Raw genomic sequence first — 18,124 nt, forward strand, 5'->3', positions numbered from 1 at the left:
TTCCGCGCTGAGGTGTCCAGCCGGGCGCGTCTTCGGTCCAGCCTGTGCCGGATTCGGTGGTCTCGCTCCAGGCGTTGGCGGAGATCTCCTCGTATTGACGTGCTCCTCCACGTGAATGTGGAGGATTCCTGTGCCGCTCACGCAGCAGCTCGCGACGCGGGTACGGGCGAGACTGTGGGACAGGATGCTTGACGCTTCACCGGCCCCGATACCCCGGGGCCTCCACGTCCTGTGACCGCCCATCCGGCGGCAGTGTCGTACCGATACAGCAGATTGCGGGCGGCGTTGGTGTCGGCGTTGCCGACCCACCCGCACGCCGGGTTCCGGCAGGCGAACCGTGACTGTGACTCGCGTGATCCGGGGGTGGTGGTATGGCAGCGGTGGCATTCCCGGGACGCGCCGTGCGGGCGGACCTTGGCGACCACGCCGCCACGGGCGTCGCTCTTGTAGGTCAGCAGGTCCACCGTCCGGCCCCACGCCTCCCCGGAGATGGCCCGGTTCAGGCCTCGTTTCTGTGCCACGCGCGTCCCCGGCGCTTGAACGGTCCCCGAGGCTGACGCCGTCATGTTGGTGATTTCCAGGTCTTCCACCACGATCACGCTGAACCGGGTGGCCAGGTCGGTGGTGGTTTGGTGCTGCCAGTCCAGGGCTCGGCGCTTGGCTGTCGCGCGGAGCTTGGCGATCTGGTCATAGGTGCGGGCCAGCCGGTTGGAAACCGGCCGTCCTTTTCCTTTGGTCGCGGTGGCGCGCTGGCGGGCGCTCTTGCGTTCCAGCCGCCGTAGGCGCGTCCGCTCCCCGTCGGTGAGCCACGGCCCGTGGCTCCGGTGCTCTCCTGTGGACAGCGCGAGGGGCACCGCGATGCCCCGGTCCATGCCGACCTTCGCCCCGGTGTGGGGAGCAGGGACCGGCGCGAGGGTCTGGATGCGGAACACGATGGCCCACCCGTGCGCGTCCTTGATCAGCCGGGCGCCGGTGATCCGACCGGCGGGGCCGCCCTTGGTGAGGCCGGGCAGGTCCTTGGTCCACCGGAACCTCACCCGGCCGACCTTGGGCAGGTTGACCGCACCCCACCGGCGGTTGATCCGCTTGATCTGCAAGTCGCGGGCCTGCGGCACATCCACGGCCATCCGGGACCGGAACCGGCCCTTGAAAGTGGGCCGGTCGGCGGGATGCTCGGGGTTGAAGAAGTTCGCCCACGCCTGCCGGTAGGTCTTCAGCACGGCTTGCGCGGCTTGGGCCGGGAGCTGGGCCATCCAGTCGATCTCGTGGCGGGCGGCCCGGATCGCCTGATCACAGTCGTTCAGCGAGGCGAAACGGCCTTGGCGGAAGGTGAAGTACTCGTGCAGCAGGTTCCACAGGGCGCGTGCGGTGTGCGCCTGGCCGTCCAAAACGGCCGACTGCCGCATGTCGAGGTCCAGGCGTGCGATGTGCGCGCGGATCCGTTTCCCCAGCTCCACCACGCGATCATATCGTTGGTGTCATGGCGGAGAATCCGGATATTCGCAAGGGCAGGCACTGTGTTCACGAACGATCCGTGCATTTGGTGTTCGTGACGAAGTATCGGCGGAATGTCTTCACCGCGCTGATGCTGACCCGCTGTGAGGAGATCATGCGGGGGGTGTACGCGAGTTTCACGTGCGAACTGCTGGAGTTCAACGGCGCAGACGACCACGTCCACCTGCTGGTCGGCTTCCCGCCCAAGGTCGCACTATCGGCCTTGGTCAACTCCCTCAAGGGTGTCTCCGCGCGGTATCTGCGCAAGGAGTACGACTCCCACGTCCGCGAGTACCTGTGGGGCGGGCACTTTGGTCCCGCTCCTGCTATGCGGGCTCGACCGGCGGCGCGAACCTGACCGCCGTCCGCACTTACATCCAGAGCCAGGACCGGCCCACCCACTGAGGCTCAAACACGCTCGCGCCCGAGCGGACGCTCCCACGCGGCGAACTAGGCTATCCGGTGCACGCCACCCAGGGCACCGCCGGTTTCCGGCTGGGCGCGGACCCGCCGCTGCCGCCGCTGCTGCTCGACGACAGGCCGCGTACGCCTACCGGCCCCCGGTTCGCGCCCCCGACAGCCACCCGACGGCGACGTCGCGACGTACCTGGCACACCGGCTGTCGTCGCGGGCATGGTCGGTCCAGGCGACCGTCACCCTGCACGAATCCGCCGAAACCGTCGCCCAACGGATCTGGCCGGGGATGGGCGTGGTCGAGGCAGTGGACGATCACAGCTGCCTGCTGCATGTCGGCGCCGACACCACGTGGGCACTGGTCTGGATGATCACCTCGGTGGACACCGACTTCACCCTCACCAGCGGCCCACCCGCCCTCGCCGACGCACTCCAAGCCCAGGCCATTCGCTGCCAGCGCGCCATACAGACGTTCCTCCGCTAGAAAGCCGACCTCCCAGGTGCTGGTCGAGGACCTCCTATCAGAGTGCGGGTTTCGCTGCGGTGTCAAAGGCCCGGCTCCAGGACAGGCTCGCCCACGCTCCGGCATTAGCAATATGGCGAATAATTCTTGACTTGTGATCAATGCGACGCCGACAATCATCGAGCCTTGTTCACTATGCAGTCGCCCTTTGAACTCTCCTCAGAGGAGCAGCGCTTGACGACGCCGACGTACGAACAAGATCTGGCCACCGATGCGTTCCGAAGCGAGGGGAACGTCGTGCTACAAGCCGGGGCTGGCACCGGGAAGACGACCACGCTCACGATGCTGGCCGCGGCCACCAGACGGTCCGGCCTGTACCTCGCTTTCAACAAGTCCATAGCCCGTGCCGCCAGACGCGTCTTTCCGGCACACGTGGCGTGCAGGACCACGCACTCGTTGGCGTACGCGGCGGTGGGACGCTACTTTGACGACCGGATCAAAGAAGCCGTGCGCATACCGAGCTGGCGGACGGGCGAGAAGCTCGGCATCAGCAGGAACATGGTGGTGACCATCGGCGAGCGCCGGGTGACCAACAAGGCCATATCGTCGGCGGCGCTGCGGACGGTGAACCAATTCTGCTACTCCGCCGACGAGGAGATCGGGCCACATCATGTGCCGCGGCTGCGCGGGCTGGAACAGCCTTTTCTGCACGCGCAACTCGTGGATCTGGTGCTTCCGTACGCGCGCAAGGCCTGGCAGGACCTGCAGCATCCGAGAGAAGGCGTCGTGCGATTCAGTCATGATCACTATCTGAAGATCTGGGCGTTGACCGAGCCGAGAATCGACGTTGATTTCCTGCTGCTCGATGAGGCTCAGGACACCAACCCGGCCTTTGAAAAGGTGTTCACAGCGCAGGCCGGTCGTTCCCAGCTCGTCATGGTCGGCGATTCCGCACAGGCGATCTACGGCTGGCGAGGCGCGCGCGATGTCATGACCGATTTCGACGGAATCCAACTCCGGCTCTCTCAATCCTTTCGCTTCGGCCCGGCCCTCGCTGAAGAGGCCAACCGCTGGCTGGCCATCGTCGGCGCGCCCATCCGGCTCCACGGCACCCCTGCCATTCCCACCGAACTGACCACCGTGGAGCGGCCGGATGCGATCTTGTGCCGATCCAATGTGGGCGCGATGACGGAAGTCATGAACCTGCTCAACGAGAACAAGCGGGTCGCCCTGGCCGGCGGCGGTCAGGAACTCGTCAAACTAGCTGAGGCCGCTCGTGATCTCAAAGCAGGCCGACGCACCTCGCATCCCGAGCTGATTCTCTTCCCTACCTGGGCGGATCTTCAGGAATACGCGGAATACGACATCGCAGGACGGGACCTGATGCCACTGATCGACTTGGTCGATGAGTACGGCACCGACATCATTCTGGATGCTCTTTCTCGCCTGCATGACGAACACCAGGCGGAGGTCGTGGTCTCCACCACGCACAGGGCCAAAGGACGTGAGTGGCCAGCTGTCCGGGTGGGGGACGACTTCGCCGACACCGAGCCGGAGGACGAGCAGGACGATGGTGGCCGACGCTACTCGGGCACGATCGGCCCGGCCGAAGCCCGCGTCGCCTATGTGGCCGTGACTCGCGCGCGGCACCGACTGGATCTCGGCGGCTTGGCCTGGATCAACCGGCGGCCCGCACCCGCGCCCGATCCAATTAATCGGCACCCGCGCGACGGCGATCTCTGAAATCCGCACTCTCTCCTGTGTCCATCGGGGAAACTTGCGATATGCCCCTCCACAACCAGGACGCGCTGCCGTTCGCACATTTGAGCGCGCCCAACTCCTCGCTTTACCGCGACATACTGCGTGCCTTCGCCCGCGCGAAGGAGCGCTTTATCGTGCACCTGCGGCCCGAGGATGTGGCTGCCGAGCTCCGGCGCGACAGCGATGAGCAGGTCGTGGCGGCGCTGGGGAAACTGGTGGAGTGGGGCAACCTTCGGGCCGATGCCGACACCAGCCGGGTCACCTCGGTGGAGGATTTTCATCGTCGGCGGTTCCTGTTCCAACTGACTTCGGCCGGTCACGCGGCTGAACAGGCCATTGCGTTCTATGAGGAGGCGATCGGCCGCCGTGGCTCGCTGCAGTCGGTGGCGCTGGGAGACATCGCCGAACAACTCCAGTCGCTGGCGAGTCTGGCGCGCGAGCCCGACCCTGATCCTGCCAAGGTGCATCTGCTCTTGCTTTCGCTCGCGGAGCGGTTTTCATCGCTGGCCGACAACGCGCAAGCGTTCATGGCCTCACTCCGGCGGGCGATCGATTTCTCCGACGGAGACGTGGCCGGGTTCATCGCGTACAAGGAACGGCTGATTGACTACATCAACCGGTTCATCGCCGATTTGGCGAATTCGGGGGCGCGGATCGCCATGTTGCTGACCGAACTGGAGACCTGCGGCCATGAACGGCTGCTGAGGCAGGCCGCTCGTCGCGAAGCCGCTGATGCCCTGCCGGAAGGCGATGACGCCGCGGAGGCATACGTCAGGGCGGAGAGTGCCGCCTTCACGTCATGGCAGAACCGGTGGCGTGGGCTCAAGGACTGGTTCCTCTCCAATGATGCCGGAAGGTCGTCACAGGCCCGGCTGCTCCGGCAGGCGGCGATCACCGCGATCAAGCAGCTCATCGACACCGTGGGACTGCTCAATGAACGCCGTTCTGGCCGGTCCGACCGATCTGCCGACTTCCGTGTCCTGGCCCGCTGGTTCGCCGAAGCCTCTGACGAGGAGGCCATGCACCGGCTCTGGCGAGCAGCGTTCGGGCTGACCCCCGCCCGGCACCTGACGGTCACTCCGGCGACCCTTGAGGAGTGGCGGGACCTTCCGGCCTCCATCCCCTGGAACGCGGCACCGCCGATAAGGATCTCACCGCAACTGCGCCGCACCGGTTCCTACGAACGCCGGGGCAAGCCGAACAAGGTGACCGATCGCAGCCAGGGTCGCAGGCTCCTGCGGGAGCACGCCGAGCGAGAAGCCGCGGAAACGGCCGCCGCCAGGGCCCGACTCCATACCGAAGGGCCGATCCTGCTGTCGGATCTGGGGACGCTCGACCCGCTGGCTTTCCGGCTGTTCCTCGCGCTGATGGGCGACGCGCTGGCCGCCCGGCATCCCGGCGAGACCGAGGTGAAGACGGTTACCGGCGACGGCTCGATGGAAGTGCGGTTGACCGTCGTCCCCGACGGCGGCCTGGTTCGGATCCACACCGAGAACGGTGTTCTCACCGGTCCTGAGCATCTGATCGAGATCACCGACCTGATGGCGGCCTCGTGACACCCGAAATTCTGGCGCAGCGGCGGAGCGCGTTGCGCGGCCTGCTCGCCAAGCCCTTGCTCACGGTCGAGAACGACGCAGAGATGCTGACCCTGGTCCGTCGTCATCTCACTGACTTGAGGCACTGGCTGACCCGCGAGACGGGATGGCGGCTGACGGCTGATTCGGAGACCGCGCGGTTGTTCAAGATCGCTCCTGATGCGGCCGACGCCACCCATCCCGCCAGGGGGAAAGCCGGCGAGCCTTTCGGCAGGCGCCGGTATGTGGTGCTGTGCCTGGCTCTTGCCGCGTTGGAGCGGGCGGACACGCAGACGACGCTCGGGCGGCTGGCCGAGGATGTGCTGAGTGCCGCGGCCGAGCCGGAACTGGCCGGTTCCGCACCATCCGACACGCCCGCCTTCGTTTTCACCCTCGACAGCCGCAGCGAGCGCACAGATCTGGTCGCCGTGGTGCGGATGCTGCTCGGCTGGGGAGTGCTGCGCAGGGTCGCGGGAGATGAGGAAGCGTATCTGACGGCCACCGGGGACGTGCTCTACGACGTGCGCCGAACGGTGCTGGCCGGGCTGTTGACTGGCACGCGTGGCCCGTCCACCATCACCGCGGTCACCTTCGAGGAACAGCTGGCCGAGCTGACCGCCGAGCCCGTCGCGGACACCGACGACCTGCGCAACCAAGGACTCCGCCGTAGATTGACCCGCAGGCTGCTGGAGGATCCGGTCCTCTACTTCGACAGCCTCGACGAGGCCGAGCGCGCCTACCTCGCCTCGCAGCGGCATGCGATCACGCGCAGGATCGAGGAAGCCACCGGGCTAATCGCGGAAGTGCGCGCTGAGGGCATCGCGATGGTGGACCCCGGCGACGAACTGACCGACGTGCGGATGCCCGAGCAACGGACTGACGGGCACCTCACGCTGCTGGTCGCGGAACGCCTCGCCTCGGGCTCGGAGTGGGGAATCGACGAGCTCAAAGCCTTCGTCCGGCAGGCCGCCTTGAAACACGCCACGTACTGGCGCAAGGGTGTGACGGATCCAGGCGCCGAAGACGGTCTGCTGGCCCAGGCATTGAGCAAGCTCACGGCCCTGCGCTTGGCCGAGGTTCGCGGAGATCGTGTGCGCGGCCTGCCGGCGATCGCCCGCTACGCCATCGCTCCACCCACCATCAAGGGAGACTGATGCCGACCGCCCCCAGCTCCGAACGCTGGAAGCCGCTTCGTGCCGGGCTCGTCGACATGTTCTACTACGACGTCGAGGAGTTCCACTTCCACCAGGGCCGTCTGCTGTTGCGCGGCAACAACGGCACCGGCAAGTCCAAGGTGCTGGCGCTGACGTTGCCGTTCCTCCTGGACGGCGAACTCGCCCCCCACCGGGTCGAGCCGGATGGTGATCGCAGGAAGCGGATGGAGTGGAACCTCCTGCTGGACGGCCGGCACCCGCATCCGGAACGGCTCGGCTATACCTGGATGGAGTTCGGCCGCCGTGCCGCCGACGGAACAGAGGAGTTCCGCACCATCGGATGCGGCTTGAAAGCGGTCAACGACCGCGGCATCGTCCGGCACTGGTTCTTCGTCACCCCGCAGCGCGTCGGCGTCGATCTCCAGCTGATCTCTCCGGCCGGAGTGGCCCTCACCCGGGAGAAACTCCGCGAGGCAGTCGAAGGCGCCGGGCTCGTCTACGACCGCGCCGCCGACTACCGCCGAGCGGTGGACGAGGCTCTGTTCGGGCTGGGGGAGCACCGCTACGAGGCGCTGGTGAACCTGCTCATCCAGCTACGCCAGCCGCAGCTGTCCAAGAAGCCGGACGAGAAGCTGCTGTCCCGCGCGCTCACGGAGGCCCTGCCGCCGATCAGCCCCGCATTGATCACCACGGTCGCCGACACGTTTCGCGGCCTGGACGAAGAGCGTGACGCCCTGCGCGCGTTGACGGAGGCGGGCCAGGCTGCCGCCGATTTCCTCGGGTACTACCGCAGGTACGCGGCCATCGCCGCCAAACGCAAGGCCGCCGCTCCCCGTCAGACGCACAGCCGCTACGAGCACCTCAGCCGTGCCCTCAGTGATGCCGAAGCCCGGCACACCGCCGCGGATGCCGAACTGGTGAACGTGCACGCTCAGCTGGCAGCCCTGGCGTCCCAGCAGGCCAGACTCGACGCGCGAAGAGACGCTCTGCGGCGCAGCCCCGAGATGCGTGACGCCGAGCGGCTCAAGCAGACCGGTGCGGAGGCGGGCCGTCTCGCCGAGCACGCGCGCAGGTGTGAGCAGGCACGCGATCGCCTCGTCATCGAGTTCAGCCACATCCAGAAGCGCGCCACGAGGGCGACCGACCAGGCGGACGCGGCGGCCCGCACCTTGGACTCCGTGCGGCGCCTAGCCGTTGCGGCCGCCCGTGCCGCCCGGTGCGAACCCGGGCACCTGGCCATCGTGAACTGGGGCGCCCATCCCGATCCGGCCACGCTGGCGCCGGCCAGGAGGGAAACCGAAGCCCTGGCCGTACGTCAAGAGCAGGCGATCGCGGAGTTGGAACGCCTGCTCAGGACCGTCGAACACGCGCAGGGACGGGTGGTTTCCGCCCGTGCGGAGGTCGACCGGCTGACCGGCGAGGTACAGGCCTCCGCCGAGCGAGTCGCCGTCGCCGAGGACCTGGCCGCCACGATGACCAGCGAACTGAGCGAGACTTACGCCTACTACCTGGCTGGTCTGACCGAGCTGCGGATCGCCGATCCTGACGCCGTGCTCGCGATGATGGAGTCCTGGGCGGTCGCCGCCGACGGGCCCAACCCGGCGACGACCCTGGTGGACGACGCTGCCCGAGCGGCCACCATGGCGCTCGGCGGCCGGGGGGCCGAGCTGGACGCGCAGTTGCGGATAGTGCGCCAGACGGTCGCCGACCTGACGCTGGAGATTGCCAAGCTGGAGGCGGGAGGCCACGACGCGCCGCCGGTCCCGCACACGCGCCGGCCCGAGCCGCGGCTCAGCCGTCCCGGCGCCCCGCTGTGGAAAGTGGTGGACTTCGCCGATCCCGTGCCCGCCGACCATCGCGCCGGGCTGGAGGCCGCCCTGGAGGCTTCGGGCATTCTGGACGCCTGGGTGACTCCCGAGGGAACGCTGCTCGTCGCGGACGACACCACCATCCTGGCGGCCGAGCCAGTGGCCGGGGTCGCCTGCTCCGCCGTCCTGCGCCCTGCCATCGATGGCGCGGACCCGCAGGCAGTGCTCCTCTCCGACGCCGCTGTCCAGCGGGTGCTCGACGCGATCGGGCTCGGTCCCGGCGGCCCGGCGGGGCCGACCACGTGGGTGACGGTGGACGGCCGGTGGGCCAACGGGGTGCTGACCGGGTCATGGCACAAATCAAGCGCCGGCTACATCGGCGAGGGAGCCAGGGAAGCCGCCCGCCGAAGCCGGCTGGCCGCGCTGCGTTCCGACCTGGCTCAGGCGGAACAGCGGATCGGCGGACTGGATCGGGAGGTAGCGGCACTCGCCGTACGGCAGGAAACCCTTGCCGCCGAGCACCGGGCACTCCCGCCCGACGCACCGCTGCGGGAGGCACACGTCAAACTGGCGGCCGAACACGAACGAAAGCGCGAACTCGACGTCAAACACGACAGCGCGGTTCGGATCGTCTCCGACCGGGAGCATGATCTGGAGATGGCCAGGACCCAGACCGGCGAGTTCGCCCGGGATGTCGGCCTGCCGGCCGATCCGAACGGACTGGCCGAGGTCAAAGCAGGGGCGGCGGACTACCGGCTGGCCCTGGCACGGCTCTGGCCGGCCGCTGAGGCCACGCTGGCCGCACGTGAGTTCGTTACCGAAGCGGTCCAGGACCTGGCCGGGGCCCGGGAACGCCTCGACAAGGCGTCCGATCTGGCCGTCGAGGCGCGGGGCGAGGCGGACACGGCAGCCGAGGTCTACCGGGTGCTGGCCGAGACCGCGGGTGCGGCGGTCGAGGCCCTGCATCGGCAACTCGACGAGGTACAGCAGGCGCAGCGCGCACGGGCGATCGCGGAACGCGAGACCCGCCAGCGAGAACAGCGGGCATCGCAGGAACGCGGCAAAGCCGAAGGGCAACGCGACACCTTGCGTAGCCAGATCGCCGAAGCCACCGAGACCCGGGACCTCGCGGTACGGGAGTTTCGCGCCTTCGCCGCCACCGGCCTGCTGAGTCTGGCGCTCCCTGGGCTGGAGATCCCCGACCCCGCCGCCGAGTGGCCGACGACGCCCGCCGTACTGCTGGCCAGAGAGGTCAACGCCGCGCTTGACGGCGTCGACGACGCAGACGGCCCGTGGGACCGGATCCAGAAGAAGGTCGCCGAGGAGCACAAGGTGCTGTCGGATGCCATGGCCCGGCATGGCAACTCGGTAGGCCTCACCGTCCGAGACGGAATCATGATCGTGGACGTGCTGTTCCAGGGCCGGACCAGGGACATTCCCGGCCTGGCGGCGGCCCTGGCGGAGGAGATCGCGCACCGGGCCCAACTGCTGTCGGCGAAGGAGCGGGAGATCCTGGAGAACCACCTGCTCAACGAGGTCGCCGGAACACTGCAGGAACTGATCACCGAGGCCGAGTCCGAGGTCCGGGAGATGAACGTCGAACTGGAGTCCCGGCCCACCTCCACCGGGATGCGGCTGCGCCTGGTGTGGAAGCCGGCAAAGAACGCGCCGGACGGTCTTGCCCAGGTGCGCGACAAGCTCCGCCAGCGGGTGGACGCCTGGTCTGTCGCTGATCGCGCGATGGTCGGGGCGTTCCTTCAGGAACGAATCGCCCGCGAGCACGCCGACAACCCGGCTGCGGGCTGGATCGAGGCGCTGACCAGGGCCTTGGACTACCGCGCCTGGCACGAGTTCGGCATTCAGCGCCAGCAGGACGGCCAGTGGCGCTCCGCCGCTGGTCCCGCGTCAGGTGGCGAGCGTGTGCTCGCCGCGTCCATTCCCCTGTTCGCGGCGGCGTCGGCGCACTACAAGTCGGCGGGCAACCCGTACGCTCCTCGGCTGGTGGCCCTTGACGAAGCCTTCGCCGGCGTGGACGACGACTCGCGCGCCAAATGCCTCGGGCTGCTGGCCACTTTCGACATGGATGTGGTAATGACGAGCGAGCGAGAGTGGGGCTGCTACCCGCAGGTGCCCGGGTTGGCCATCTGCCAGCTCTCCCGTCGCGATGGCATCGACGCGGTGCTGGTCACCCCATGGCGATGGGATGGTCATGAACGCCGCCGGACCGAACGACCGCTCCAGGAGCCACCGGTCCAGGCTGATCGCCACCTGCCGATCCCACTTCAGCAGGAAGGCTTGTTCTATGGGTGATGCGACGCAGCGGCTCGAGAGCCTGCTGGGAGGCCCCGAGATCGCCTGGCTGGTCGACCGGGTCCGGCGCCGCATCGCCCGGAACAAGCCGCTGACCGGCACCGTCTCGCTGCCGGGCGCGACGGCGGCACAGCGCCGTACCGTCGAGTTGCTCCTGGGCCGAAGACCGGGAACCGGCGCCTCCTTGTCGGTCTCCCTCGACGAAGTGGATCATGTGCTGCGCGCCAGCGGCGCCGCACCAGACGGCCTGGCCGCGGCGGTCCTCCTGCTCCTCGGCCCGGTCCCCGACCTGGCCGAGGAAGGCGCCGCACGGGAAGCGGCCTGGCGCGCGGCATTCGCCCCGCTCGACAACCACGTCGTCGGCTGCCCGCCCCTGCACGGCTGGCGCGCCTGGCTGGAGACAACCGGTTTGGTACGGCGACTCGCCCCCGCCCCGGACCAGGCGGGCCCACTGCTGGAACGCCTGACCGCCGTACTGGCCCGGCTGCCTTCCCACGGCCTGCCCATCGGCCGCCTGGCTGCGGAAACCTGCGCCGACGCGCACGCCCTCGACGAGGGACGGCCGCTGGCCACCCTGGCGCTCTCCGCGGTCAAGGCTCTGGCCGGGCTCCCGTTCGTCGCCGAGGGCGGAGCCGACGCGCGCCGAAGCGCGTGGGCCGCGGTTGGTGTCCACCTCGACGACCTTTCCTCACTGGTCCTCTGTGCCGGCCTGCCAGGCGACGATCGCACCCCCACCGGACGCATGCTCAGGTCCGCCCGCGCGGCAGGTGAGCCCTGCGTGCTGACCCTCCGCCAGCTGCGTCGCCATGACGAACCTCTCGCCGGAGGGCTGGTCCGCATCTGCGAGAACCCGGTGGTGATCGCCAGCGCCGCCGACGAGCTCGGACCCGCGTGTCCACCGTTGGTCTGCGTGGGTGGCAGACCATCCGCCGCGGTCTGGCGGCTGCTGGATCTGCTCGCCGCTGGGGGCGCATCGTTCGCTTATCACGGCGACTTCGACTGGGGTGGGGTCGCCATCGCCACCGCCGTACACGACAGGATCGGCATGCTGCCGTGGCGGTTCGACACCGCGGCTTACGAGACCGCCGCCTCGACCACACCCCTGACCGGGCGACCACTCGCGACCCCGTGGGACCCTCCGCTGTCGGAGGTCATGACACGGCGCGGTGTCCGCGTCGAGGAAGAACTCGTCCTCGCCGACCTGTTGGCCGACCTGGCGCTTTTGGACAGATGACCGGATCGTTCCGGGAACGGGCTGGATCGGGCCTGTGCGGGAGATGGTTGTGCTGGTCAGACTGGTGGTATGAATCGAGCGCTGATTGTGATCGATGTCCAGGAGTCCTTCCGGGCGCAGCCGAACTGGGATCAGATAGGGAACCCGAAGATCGCTGAACCGGTTAACCGGCTGGTGCGACTGGCCCGTGCCAATGGGGACCTTGTGGTCTGGGTGCTGCATGCTGAGGCTGGCAGTGGTGGCGCGTTTGACCCGGTCAACGGGCATGTTCGCCTGATGGACGAGGTGGGGCCACCGCTGGCGGGGGAGCCGATGCTGCGCAAGACCTCGCACAATGCCTTCACCACCACCAACCTGCAGCAGTTACTCACTGAGGCGGGGGTGCGCGAGCTGGTGGTGTGCGGGATCCGGACCGAGCAGTGCGTGGAGACCACGGCCAGGATCGGTAGCGATCTCGGATATCAGGTGCTCTTTGTCACCGATGCCACCACGACCGGGCCGGTTGGCGGGTTCAGCGTGGAGGAGATCACCGCGCGGACCAAGGCGGTGCTTCGGGATAGATTCGCCGCGATTGTCAGCGTGGCAGAACTGGAATGAGCCAAGTCGTCTTCGTGCTCCTGCCGGGGGTGCACCTGCTGGATCTGGCCGGGCCCGCCCAGGCTTTTCATTCCGCTGCCGCGCTGGGTCAGCCGTACCGGCTGTGTTACGTGGTCGAGCAGGAGCAGGTGCCCAGCGCGCAGGGGTTGCCGCTGGCGGCGGAGACTCGATGGCCCGAGTTGGGGCAGGATGACCTGGTCGTGGTGCCGGGGTGGCGGGGGCCGATGCTGCGGGGTGGGCCGCGTCCGCGGGCGGAAGATCTCGCGCGTTTGCGGGCGCATCACGCCGCTGGGGGTACGGTGGCCAGCGTGTGCGCCGGAGCGGAGGCCCTCGGCCAGGCGGGGCTGCTGGATGGTCGCCGGTGCACCACCCACCACGAACTCCAGGATGAACTGGCGGCCCGCTACCCACGCGCCACGGTGGTCCGCGACGTGCTGTTCACCGTCGACGACCGGGTGGTGACCTCGGCTGGTATCGCCAGCGGCATCGACCTGGCCCTGCACCTTTTGTCGGTACGGCACGGCCCCGCGGTCGCCGCCAAGGTTGCCCGTGACATGGTCGTCTACGCTCGCCGCAACGGGGACGAACCCCAGGCCAGCGCCATGCTCCGGTATCGCTCCCACGTGGACGACACCGTGCATCGCGTCCAGGAGCTGATCGACAGCCGGTTCGCAGAGCCGCTGCCGCTGGCATATCTGGCCGCGCGGGCCGGTGTCAGCGAGCGCACCCTGACCCGTGCGTTCAGCCGTGCCACCGGCGGGCTCACCCCGTTGCGCTATCAGCAGGCCCTTCGCCTGGAGCGGGCTCAGCATCTGATCAGCCATGGGACCGTGGTCGAATCCGCGGCTCGGGAGGTTGGATTCGAAGACGCCCGTATGCTTCGTCGGCTACGTGCGCGCTGACCGTGATCACCAGGCGTCGACCGGGATTGTCCAGCCCTGGCGGCAGTTGGTGGAGAAGGTGCCGCTGTCGCAGCCTTCGACGATGAATCGCTGCTTGCCGTCAAGCGCGCCCCATCTGATCTGGCTGCCGGTTCCGCCCTTGAAGGTGGCTTGGGCCCACTTGGCGGGTTCGTTCACCAGGTGCATTCGGACCAGGAATCGCTCGTAGGAGAAGGGATTGGTCGGTCCCCAGTTGAAATAGACGTAGGGGCCGCCTTTCCATGCGGCCAGGGTCATCTTGGAACCTTGGCCGGGTGACCAGGCGACCTGGCCGTGTGTGAATGACTGGCGGCGTCCGGCCCATTGGCTGTTGCGGTAGACGTCGTACTCGGCGGTGAGTGCGCATCCGAGCGTGTTCACTCCGCCTAGTTGGGCCCATTTGTCGCCTATGAGTCCGTACGGTTGGAGGGCGGGGTTGCATGGCGAGGCGTCGGCCTTCGCAGGTATGCCCGCCACGAGAACGACGGCGGCGGCCAGAGGGGCGAGGATGCGGCGGTTCATGAGGGACCTCCTTGGTCACCCAGAGCGTCTCGGATGCCGCGAACCGGCCCCAGGGGGTCAGCCCCAATGTCGTCGAGGGTTGTCCTGCTCATTTCGGTGCCGCGTCCACGCACACTCGATTTCCTCGCAAACGAATTCCGATTTATGCCAGCATAATCGGGCAAACGTGGATCTAATTTGCGCATTGAAATAGCGGCTTTGGCCACTTACCGTGTTTCGTGTGTCAGACATCTCTCGACGTAGCGCAATTGTCGCACTGGTTCCCTCCGTCGGTGCCGCTGTGGCGCACCTGACCGGAAGGCCGGCGATCCCCTCCTCCGATCCAGGTGGCCACCAGCATGGTCCGGCACACACCGCAGGGTCCGCGCACGCCGGCTTCCGGTCGGGGACCCATGTGGACAACGGCAAGAACGGGTTTCACCCAACGACGCTCATCAGGGATTTCGACCGGGGAAAAACCTCTCTCCTCGCCGACGGGAGAACACTTCGAGAATGGACCCTGGTGGCCCGGGAAAAGGAAATCGAGGTGGCTCCCGGAGTCACCTTTCCCGCCTGGACCTACAATGGCAGGATTCCCGGGCCCACGCTTCGCGCGACCGAAGGTGAGCGCCTGCGAATCACCCTGATCAACCATTCGGCACACGCGCACACGATTCACTTTCACGGTCTGCACGCGGCGCAGGTCGACGGGACCGCGGGAATAGGCCTGGGCTTGGTCCAGCCGGGCGGCCAGACGGTATACGAGTTCGACGCCGAGCCGTTCGGCCTGCACCTGTACCACTGCCACGTGACCCCGCTCGCCCACCACATCGCCAAAGGCCTATACGGCGTCTTCCTCATCGACCCGAAGGAAGCACGCGCCGAGGCCGACGAACTCGTGATGGTCATGAACGGCTTCGACACCAATTTCGACCGCGCGAACGAGCTGTACGCGGTCAACACCATCCCCTTCGTCTACATGAGCGACCCGGTGCGGGTGACCGTCGGCGAGCTGGTACGGATCTACCTGGTCAACGTCCTCGAATACGACCTCGTCAACTCCTTCCACGTCCACGGAAACTTCTTCGACTGGTATCCCACCGGCACGTCCATGAGCCCGGCGGAGCACACCGACACGGTGATGTTGTGCCAGGGCCAGCGCGGCATCCTCGAAATCACGTTCCCCCGCGAAGGCCGCTTCATGTTCCACGCACACCAGTCGGAGTTCGCCGAGCTCGGCTGGATGGGCTTCTTCGAGGCCGGCTGTGGCCCCGCCTGCGAAAAGAGTGGTTGATATGGAGAGCCGCCTGAACACATGGGTGCTCGGACTCCTGCCGTTGTGCGTCATCGCCATGGCGCTAGTGGGCTTCGCCGTACTCGACGGGCCTGGCCTGACCGCGCGCAACGGTCCGCCAGCCGAGGAACTCGTCGTGGAGCGGACGGTACTCGGCGCGGGTTCCATCGAATTGGTCGTCCGCAACGCGGGCCCCGATCCGGTCACGCTCGCTCAGGTCGCGGTCAATGACGCGTTCGCCGACTTTCGGATGAGCGAACCGGAGATCGGCCGTCTCGGCTCGGCCAACGTACGGATCACTTATCCGTGGGTCGACGGAGAGGCCTACGAGGTGGCGCTTCTCACCTCTACCGGTGGAATCGTCGCCCACGAGATCCCCGTGGCCGTGCTGACGCCGGACCCATCCGGATTTATCGGCCTGATGGCGCTCTTGGGGACATATGTCGGTGTGATCCCCGTAGCCATAGGAATGCTCTGGCTCCCCTGGCTGCGGCGGGTTCCTCCGGGCTGGATCCGGGCCCTGATGGCGCTGACCATCGGCCTGCTCGCCTGGCTGGCCATCGACGCGGCACTCGAAGGAATGGAGGTCGCCAACGCCGGCGCGGGCGCGCTCGGCGGCGCCGGACTTGTCGGGATCGGTGCCATCGCCGCCTACCTGGTGCTGTCTGGCGTGCAGAACTGGATGTCCGCACGACCAGGACAAACAGGCGGCTATCGCCTGTCGCTGCTCGTGTCCGTCGGCATCGGCCTGCACAACCTCGGCGAAGGGCTCGCGATCGGCTCGGCCTACGCCGTCGGCGCGCTTGCCCTGGGCGCGACGCTGGTCGCGGGCTTCGCCATCCACAACACCACCGAGGGCCTCGCCATCGTCGCACCCGTCAGCGAAGAGCGCACCTCACCATTCCGGCTGATCTTCCTGGGGCTCGTCGCCGGCGGCCCCGCCATCCTCGGCGCCTGGCTTGGCGCCGCCACGACACAGCCCGCGCTCGCCGCGCTGCTGCTCGGCCTCGGCGTCGGCGCGATCGCGCAGGTCATCCTCCAGCTCACCCCGTCAGTACGCGACGGCGGGGGACGGCTCCTGCATCCCGCCAGCATCACCGGCATCCTCACCGGAATGCTCCTGATGTACGCCACCGGACTCCTGACCTGAACGAGAAACCCCGGGCCGCTCGATCTGGACGCGGCCCGGGGGACTGGTCAGCGGTTCAGGGAGACCACGGGCCGCTTGTCCTTCGGCAGCGCCTCGATCATCGACCGGGGCATGTTGATCGTGTCCGCGCTGACCTGGGGCGGCAGGTTGGCCATCCACTGCGTGGCCGAGATGTCCTCGAAGCGCGGGTTGCGGAACATCTCCAGGAAGACCAGCGGCTCATTCCCCAGGTTCTCGACATAGTGGCCGTACGCGAACGGCACATACCCAACGTCCCCCGCGCGGAAGTCGAACGTACGAGCCAGGCCTGAGCTGGCGAACACGCCCATCCGCCCGAAACCGGAAATGTAGTACTGCCACTCGTCGTCGGTCGGGTGCCAGTGCAGCTCGCGTATGCCACCCGGCTGGATCTCCACCAGCGCGGCGGAGATGGTACTGGACGCCTTGAAGGTGGTGGAGTCGACGATCCGTACGGTCCCGCCGGAGAATCGTTGCGGCTCCTGGGCGAGCATCCGATGGGTGAACCAGTTCGGCACGTCGCCGGTGGGACTGATGATCCGGTCGGATTCCAAGGGGGGCGGCACCTGGCCCTGGAAGATGTACTTCTCCTTCTCCGGCATGTTGGCCATCTGCTCCGGTGTCCAGCCGAAGTTCTTCGCCAGGACGCTCTTGGGGGTGCGCGAGAAGAAATCGCTCATCATGAAGGTCGAGTTCTCCGAGAACTGGCCGTCGTCGAAGACCAGCAGGAACTCCACCCCTTCCTCCAGCGCCTGGATGTAGTGAGGGATGCCCTTGGGGAAGAACCACAGGTCGCCCTTGCGCACGTCGTCCAGGAAGTTGCGGCCCTCCTGGTCGACCGCACCGATCCGGCAGCTTCCCTCAAGCACGTATGCCCATTCGGCCTCCTTGTGCCAGTGCAGCTCGCGGTAGGCGCCCGGGTTGAGCTTCATGTCCACACCGGCCAGCGTGGTGGCGATCGGCAACTCCCGCTGGGTGATCTCGCGGGTCCAGCCGCCTTCTTCGAGCCGGGTGTGCGCCATGGAGAAGGAGAACTTCATGTTGGGCACGGTGCCGTGGTCGGTCTCCGGCGGCGTGAGCATGTCGGGATTCTGCAGGTCCAGCTCGATGTTCCGGGGACCGGTGTCGGTGCCGCCCTGGCCGTTGCGTTGCGGATGCGGGATGCGCTGTTGCTTGGGCTCTTTCATCAATTACCTCCAGCGTGGATACCCCCGCCCTCAGGCGGGGGAGGAAACGCGGCGCTGTGCCGCGCTTCTGAATGGGTTGCGTAGCCGTAGCCGTCGGCTCTCTGGAGCAGGCGGACGTGGCGGTGGTGGATGCCCTGCACAGTGCCGTGCCGGGTGGCGATGTTGAAACTGCCGGTTGCGCGGACCGCGACCCGCCCAGCGTGAACCCCGGCCTTCTTGCCCGTCGGGACGTTCGCCCGGACCAG

Annotated in this window: 13 protein-coding genes and 2 pseudogenes; 11 read left to right on the forward strand and 4 right to left on the reverse strand. The window is 67.6% G+C overall.

Features of this window, described 5'->3' with window-relative positions; translation table 11 throughout:
- Positions 1-137: 137 nt before the first annotated feature.
- Positions 138-1,457 (reverse strand): transposase, encoded by a 1,320-nt coding sequence (locus ABGB08_RS37175; RefSeq protein ID WP_347600600.1) that lies wholly within the window; start codon positions 1,455-1,457, stop codon positions 138-140.
- Between the two features lie 23 nt (positions 1,458-1,480).
- Here ABGB08_RS37175 and tnpA point away from each other — a divergent pair.
- From tnpA to ABGB08_RS37220, 9 genes and pseudogenes are all read left to right on the forward strand, one after another.
- Positions 1,481-1,899, forward strand: a pseudogene (gene tnpA, locus ABGB08_RS37180) (IS200/IS605 family transposase).
- Between the two features lie 52 nt (positions 1,900-1,951).
- A complete protein-coding gene (locus ABGB08_RS37185; RefSeq protein ID WP_347600624.1) occupies positions 1,952-2,392 on the forward strand; it encodes a WYL domain-containing protein in 441 nt (146 codons plus the stop codon).
- A 213-nt stretch (positions 2,393-2,605) separates the two neighbouring features.
- Positions 2,606-4,114: a UvrD-helicase domain-containing protein gene (locus tag ABGB08_RS37190; protein WP_347600602.1), complete on the forward strand. Its 1,509-nt coding sequence runs from the start codon at positions 2,606-2,608 to the stop codon at positions 4,112-4,114.
- A gap of 41 nt (positions 4,115-4,155) precedes the next feature.
- A complete protein-coding gene (locus ABGB08_RS37195; protein WP_347600604.1) occupies positions 4,156-5,688 on the forward strand; it encodes a TIGR02677 family protein in 1,533 nt (510 codons plus the stop codon).
- A complete protein-coding gene (locus tag ABGB08_RS37200; RefSeq protein WP_347600606.1) occupies positions 5,685-6,860 on the forward strand; it encodes a TIGR02678 family protein in 1,176 nt (391 codons plus the stop codon). Before ABGB08_RS37195 ends, ABGB08_RS37200 begins: the two co-directional genes overlap by 4 nt.
- A complete protein-coding gene (locus tag ABGB08_RS37205) occupies positions 6,860-10,978 on the forward strand; it encodes a TIGR02680 family protein (RefSeq protein WP_347600608.1) in 4,119 nt (1,372 codons plus the stop codon). The genes ABGB08_RS37200 and ABGB08_RS37205 overlap by 1 nt, the downstream gene beginning before the upstream one ends.
- Positions 10,971-12,212 carry a TIGR02679 family protein gene (locus ABGB08_RS37210; RefSeq protein WP_347600610.1) on the forward strand — a complete coding sequence of 414 codons (1,242 nt, stop codon included), beginning with the start codon at positions 10,971-10,973 and terminating at the stop codon, positions 12,210-12,212. The genes ABGB08_RS37205 and ABGB08_RS37210 overlap by 8 nt, the downstream gene beginning before the upstream one ends.
- 69 nt (positions 12,213-12,281) lie before the next feature.
- Positions 12,282-12,809, forward strand: a complete 528-nt coding sequence (locus tag ABGB08_RS37215) for an isochorismatase family protein (RefSeq protein WP_347600612.1) — start codon at positions 12,282-12,284, stop codon at positions 12,807-12,809.
- The gene (locus ABGB08_RS37220; RefSeq protein ID WP_347600614.1) at positions 12,806-13,711 is read left to right on the forward strand and encodes a DJ-1/PfpI family protein; all 906 of its coding nucleotides are present in this window, start codon (positions 12,806-12,808) and stop codon (positions 13,709-13,711) included. The genes ABGB08_RS37215 and ABGB08_RS37220 overlap by 4 nt, the downstream gene beginning before the upstream one ends.
- A gap of 6 nt (positions 13,712-13,717) precedes the next feature.
- Here ABGB08_RS37220 and ABGB08_RS37225 read toward each other — a convergent pair whose 3' ends face one another.
- The gene (locus tag ABGB08_RS37225; protein WP_347600616.1) at positions 13,718-14,251 is read right to left on the reverse strand and encodes a hypothetical protein; all 534 of its coding nucleotides are present in this window, start codon (positions 14,249-14,251) and stop codon (positions 13,718-13,720) included.
- Positions 14,252-14,753: 502 nt separating this feature from the next.
- Between ABGB08_RS37225 and ABGB08_RS37230 the strand changes: the two genes are divergently transcribed.
- Both ABGB08_RS37230 and ABGB08_RS37235 read left to right on the forward strand, forming a co-directional pair.
- Complete coding sequence (locus tag ABGB08_RS37230) at positions 14,754-15,524, forward strand: multicopper oxidase domain-containing protein (protein WP_347600618.1); 771 nt, start codon at positions 14,754-14,756, stop codon at positions 15,522-15,524.
- A 1-nt stretch (position 15,525) separates the two neighbouring features.
- Positions 15,526-16,674 (forward strand): metal transporter, encoded by a 1,149-nt coding sequence (locus tag ABGB08_RS37235; RefSeq protein ID WP_347600620.1) that lies wholly within the window; start codon positions 15,526-15,528, stop codon positions 16,672-16,674.
- A 47-nt stretch (positions 16,675-16,721) separates the two neighbouring features.
- Here the strand turns inward: ABGB08_RS37235 and ABGB08_RS37240 are convergent, their stop codons facing one another.
- Together ABGB08_RS37240 and ABGB08_RS37245 are read right to left on the reverse strand one after the other, a co-directional pair.
- Complete coding sequence (locus ABGB08_RS37240; protein WP_347600622.1) at positions 16,722-17,879, reverse strand: oxalate decarboxylase family bicupin; 1,158 nt, start codon at positions 17,877-17,879, stop codon at positions 16,722-16,724.
- Positions 17,879-18,124, reverse strand: a pseudogene (locus ABGB08_RS37245) (hypothetical protein); the annotation flags it as partial. The pseudogene ABGB08_RS37245 and the gene ABGB08_RS37240, both read right to left, overlap by 1 nt.

It is taken from the genome of Acrocarpospora sp. B8E8, from assembly GCF_039871605.1.
Taxonomy (GTDB): domain Bacteria; phylum Actinomycetota; class Actinomycetes; order Streptosporangiales; family Streptosporangiaceae; genus Acrocarpospora; species Acrocarpospora macrocephala.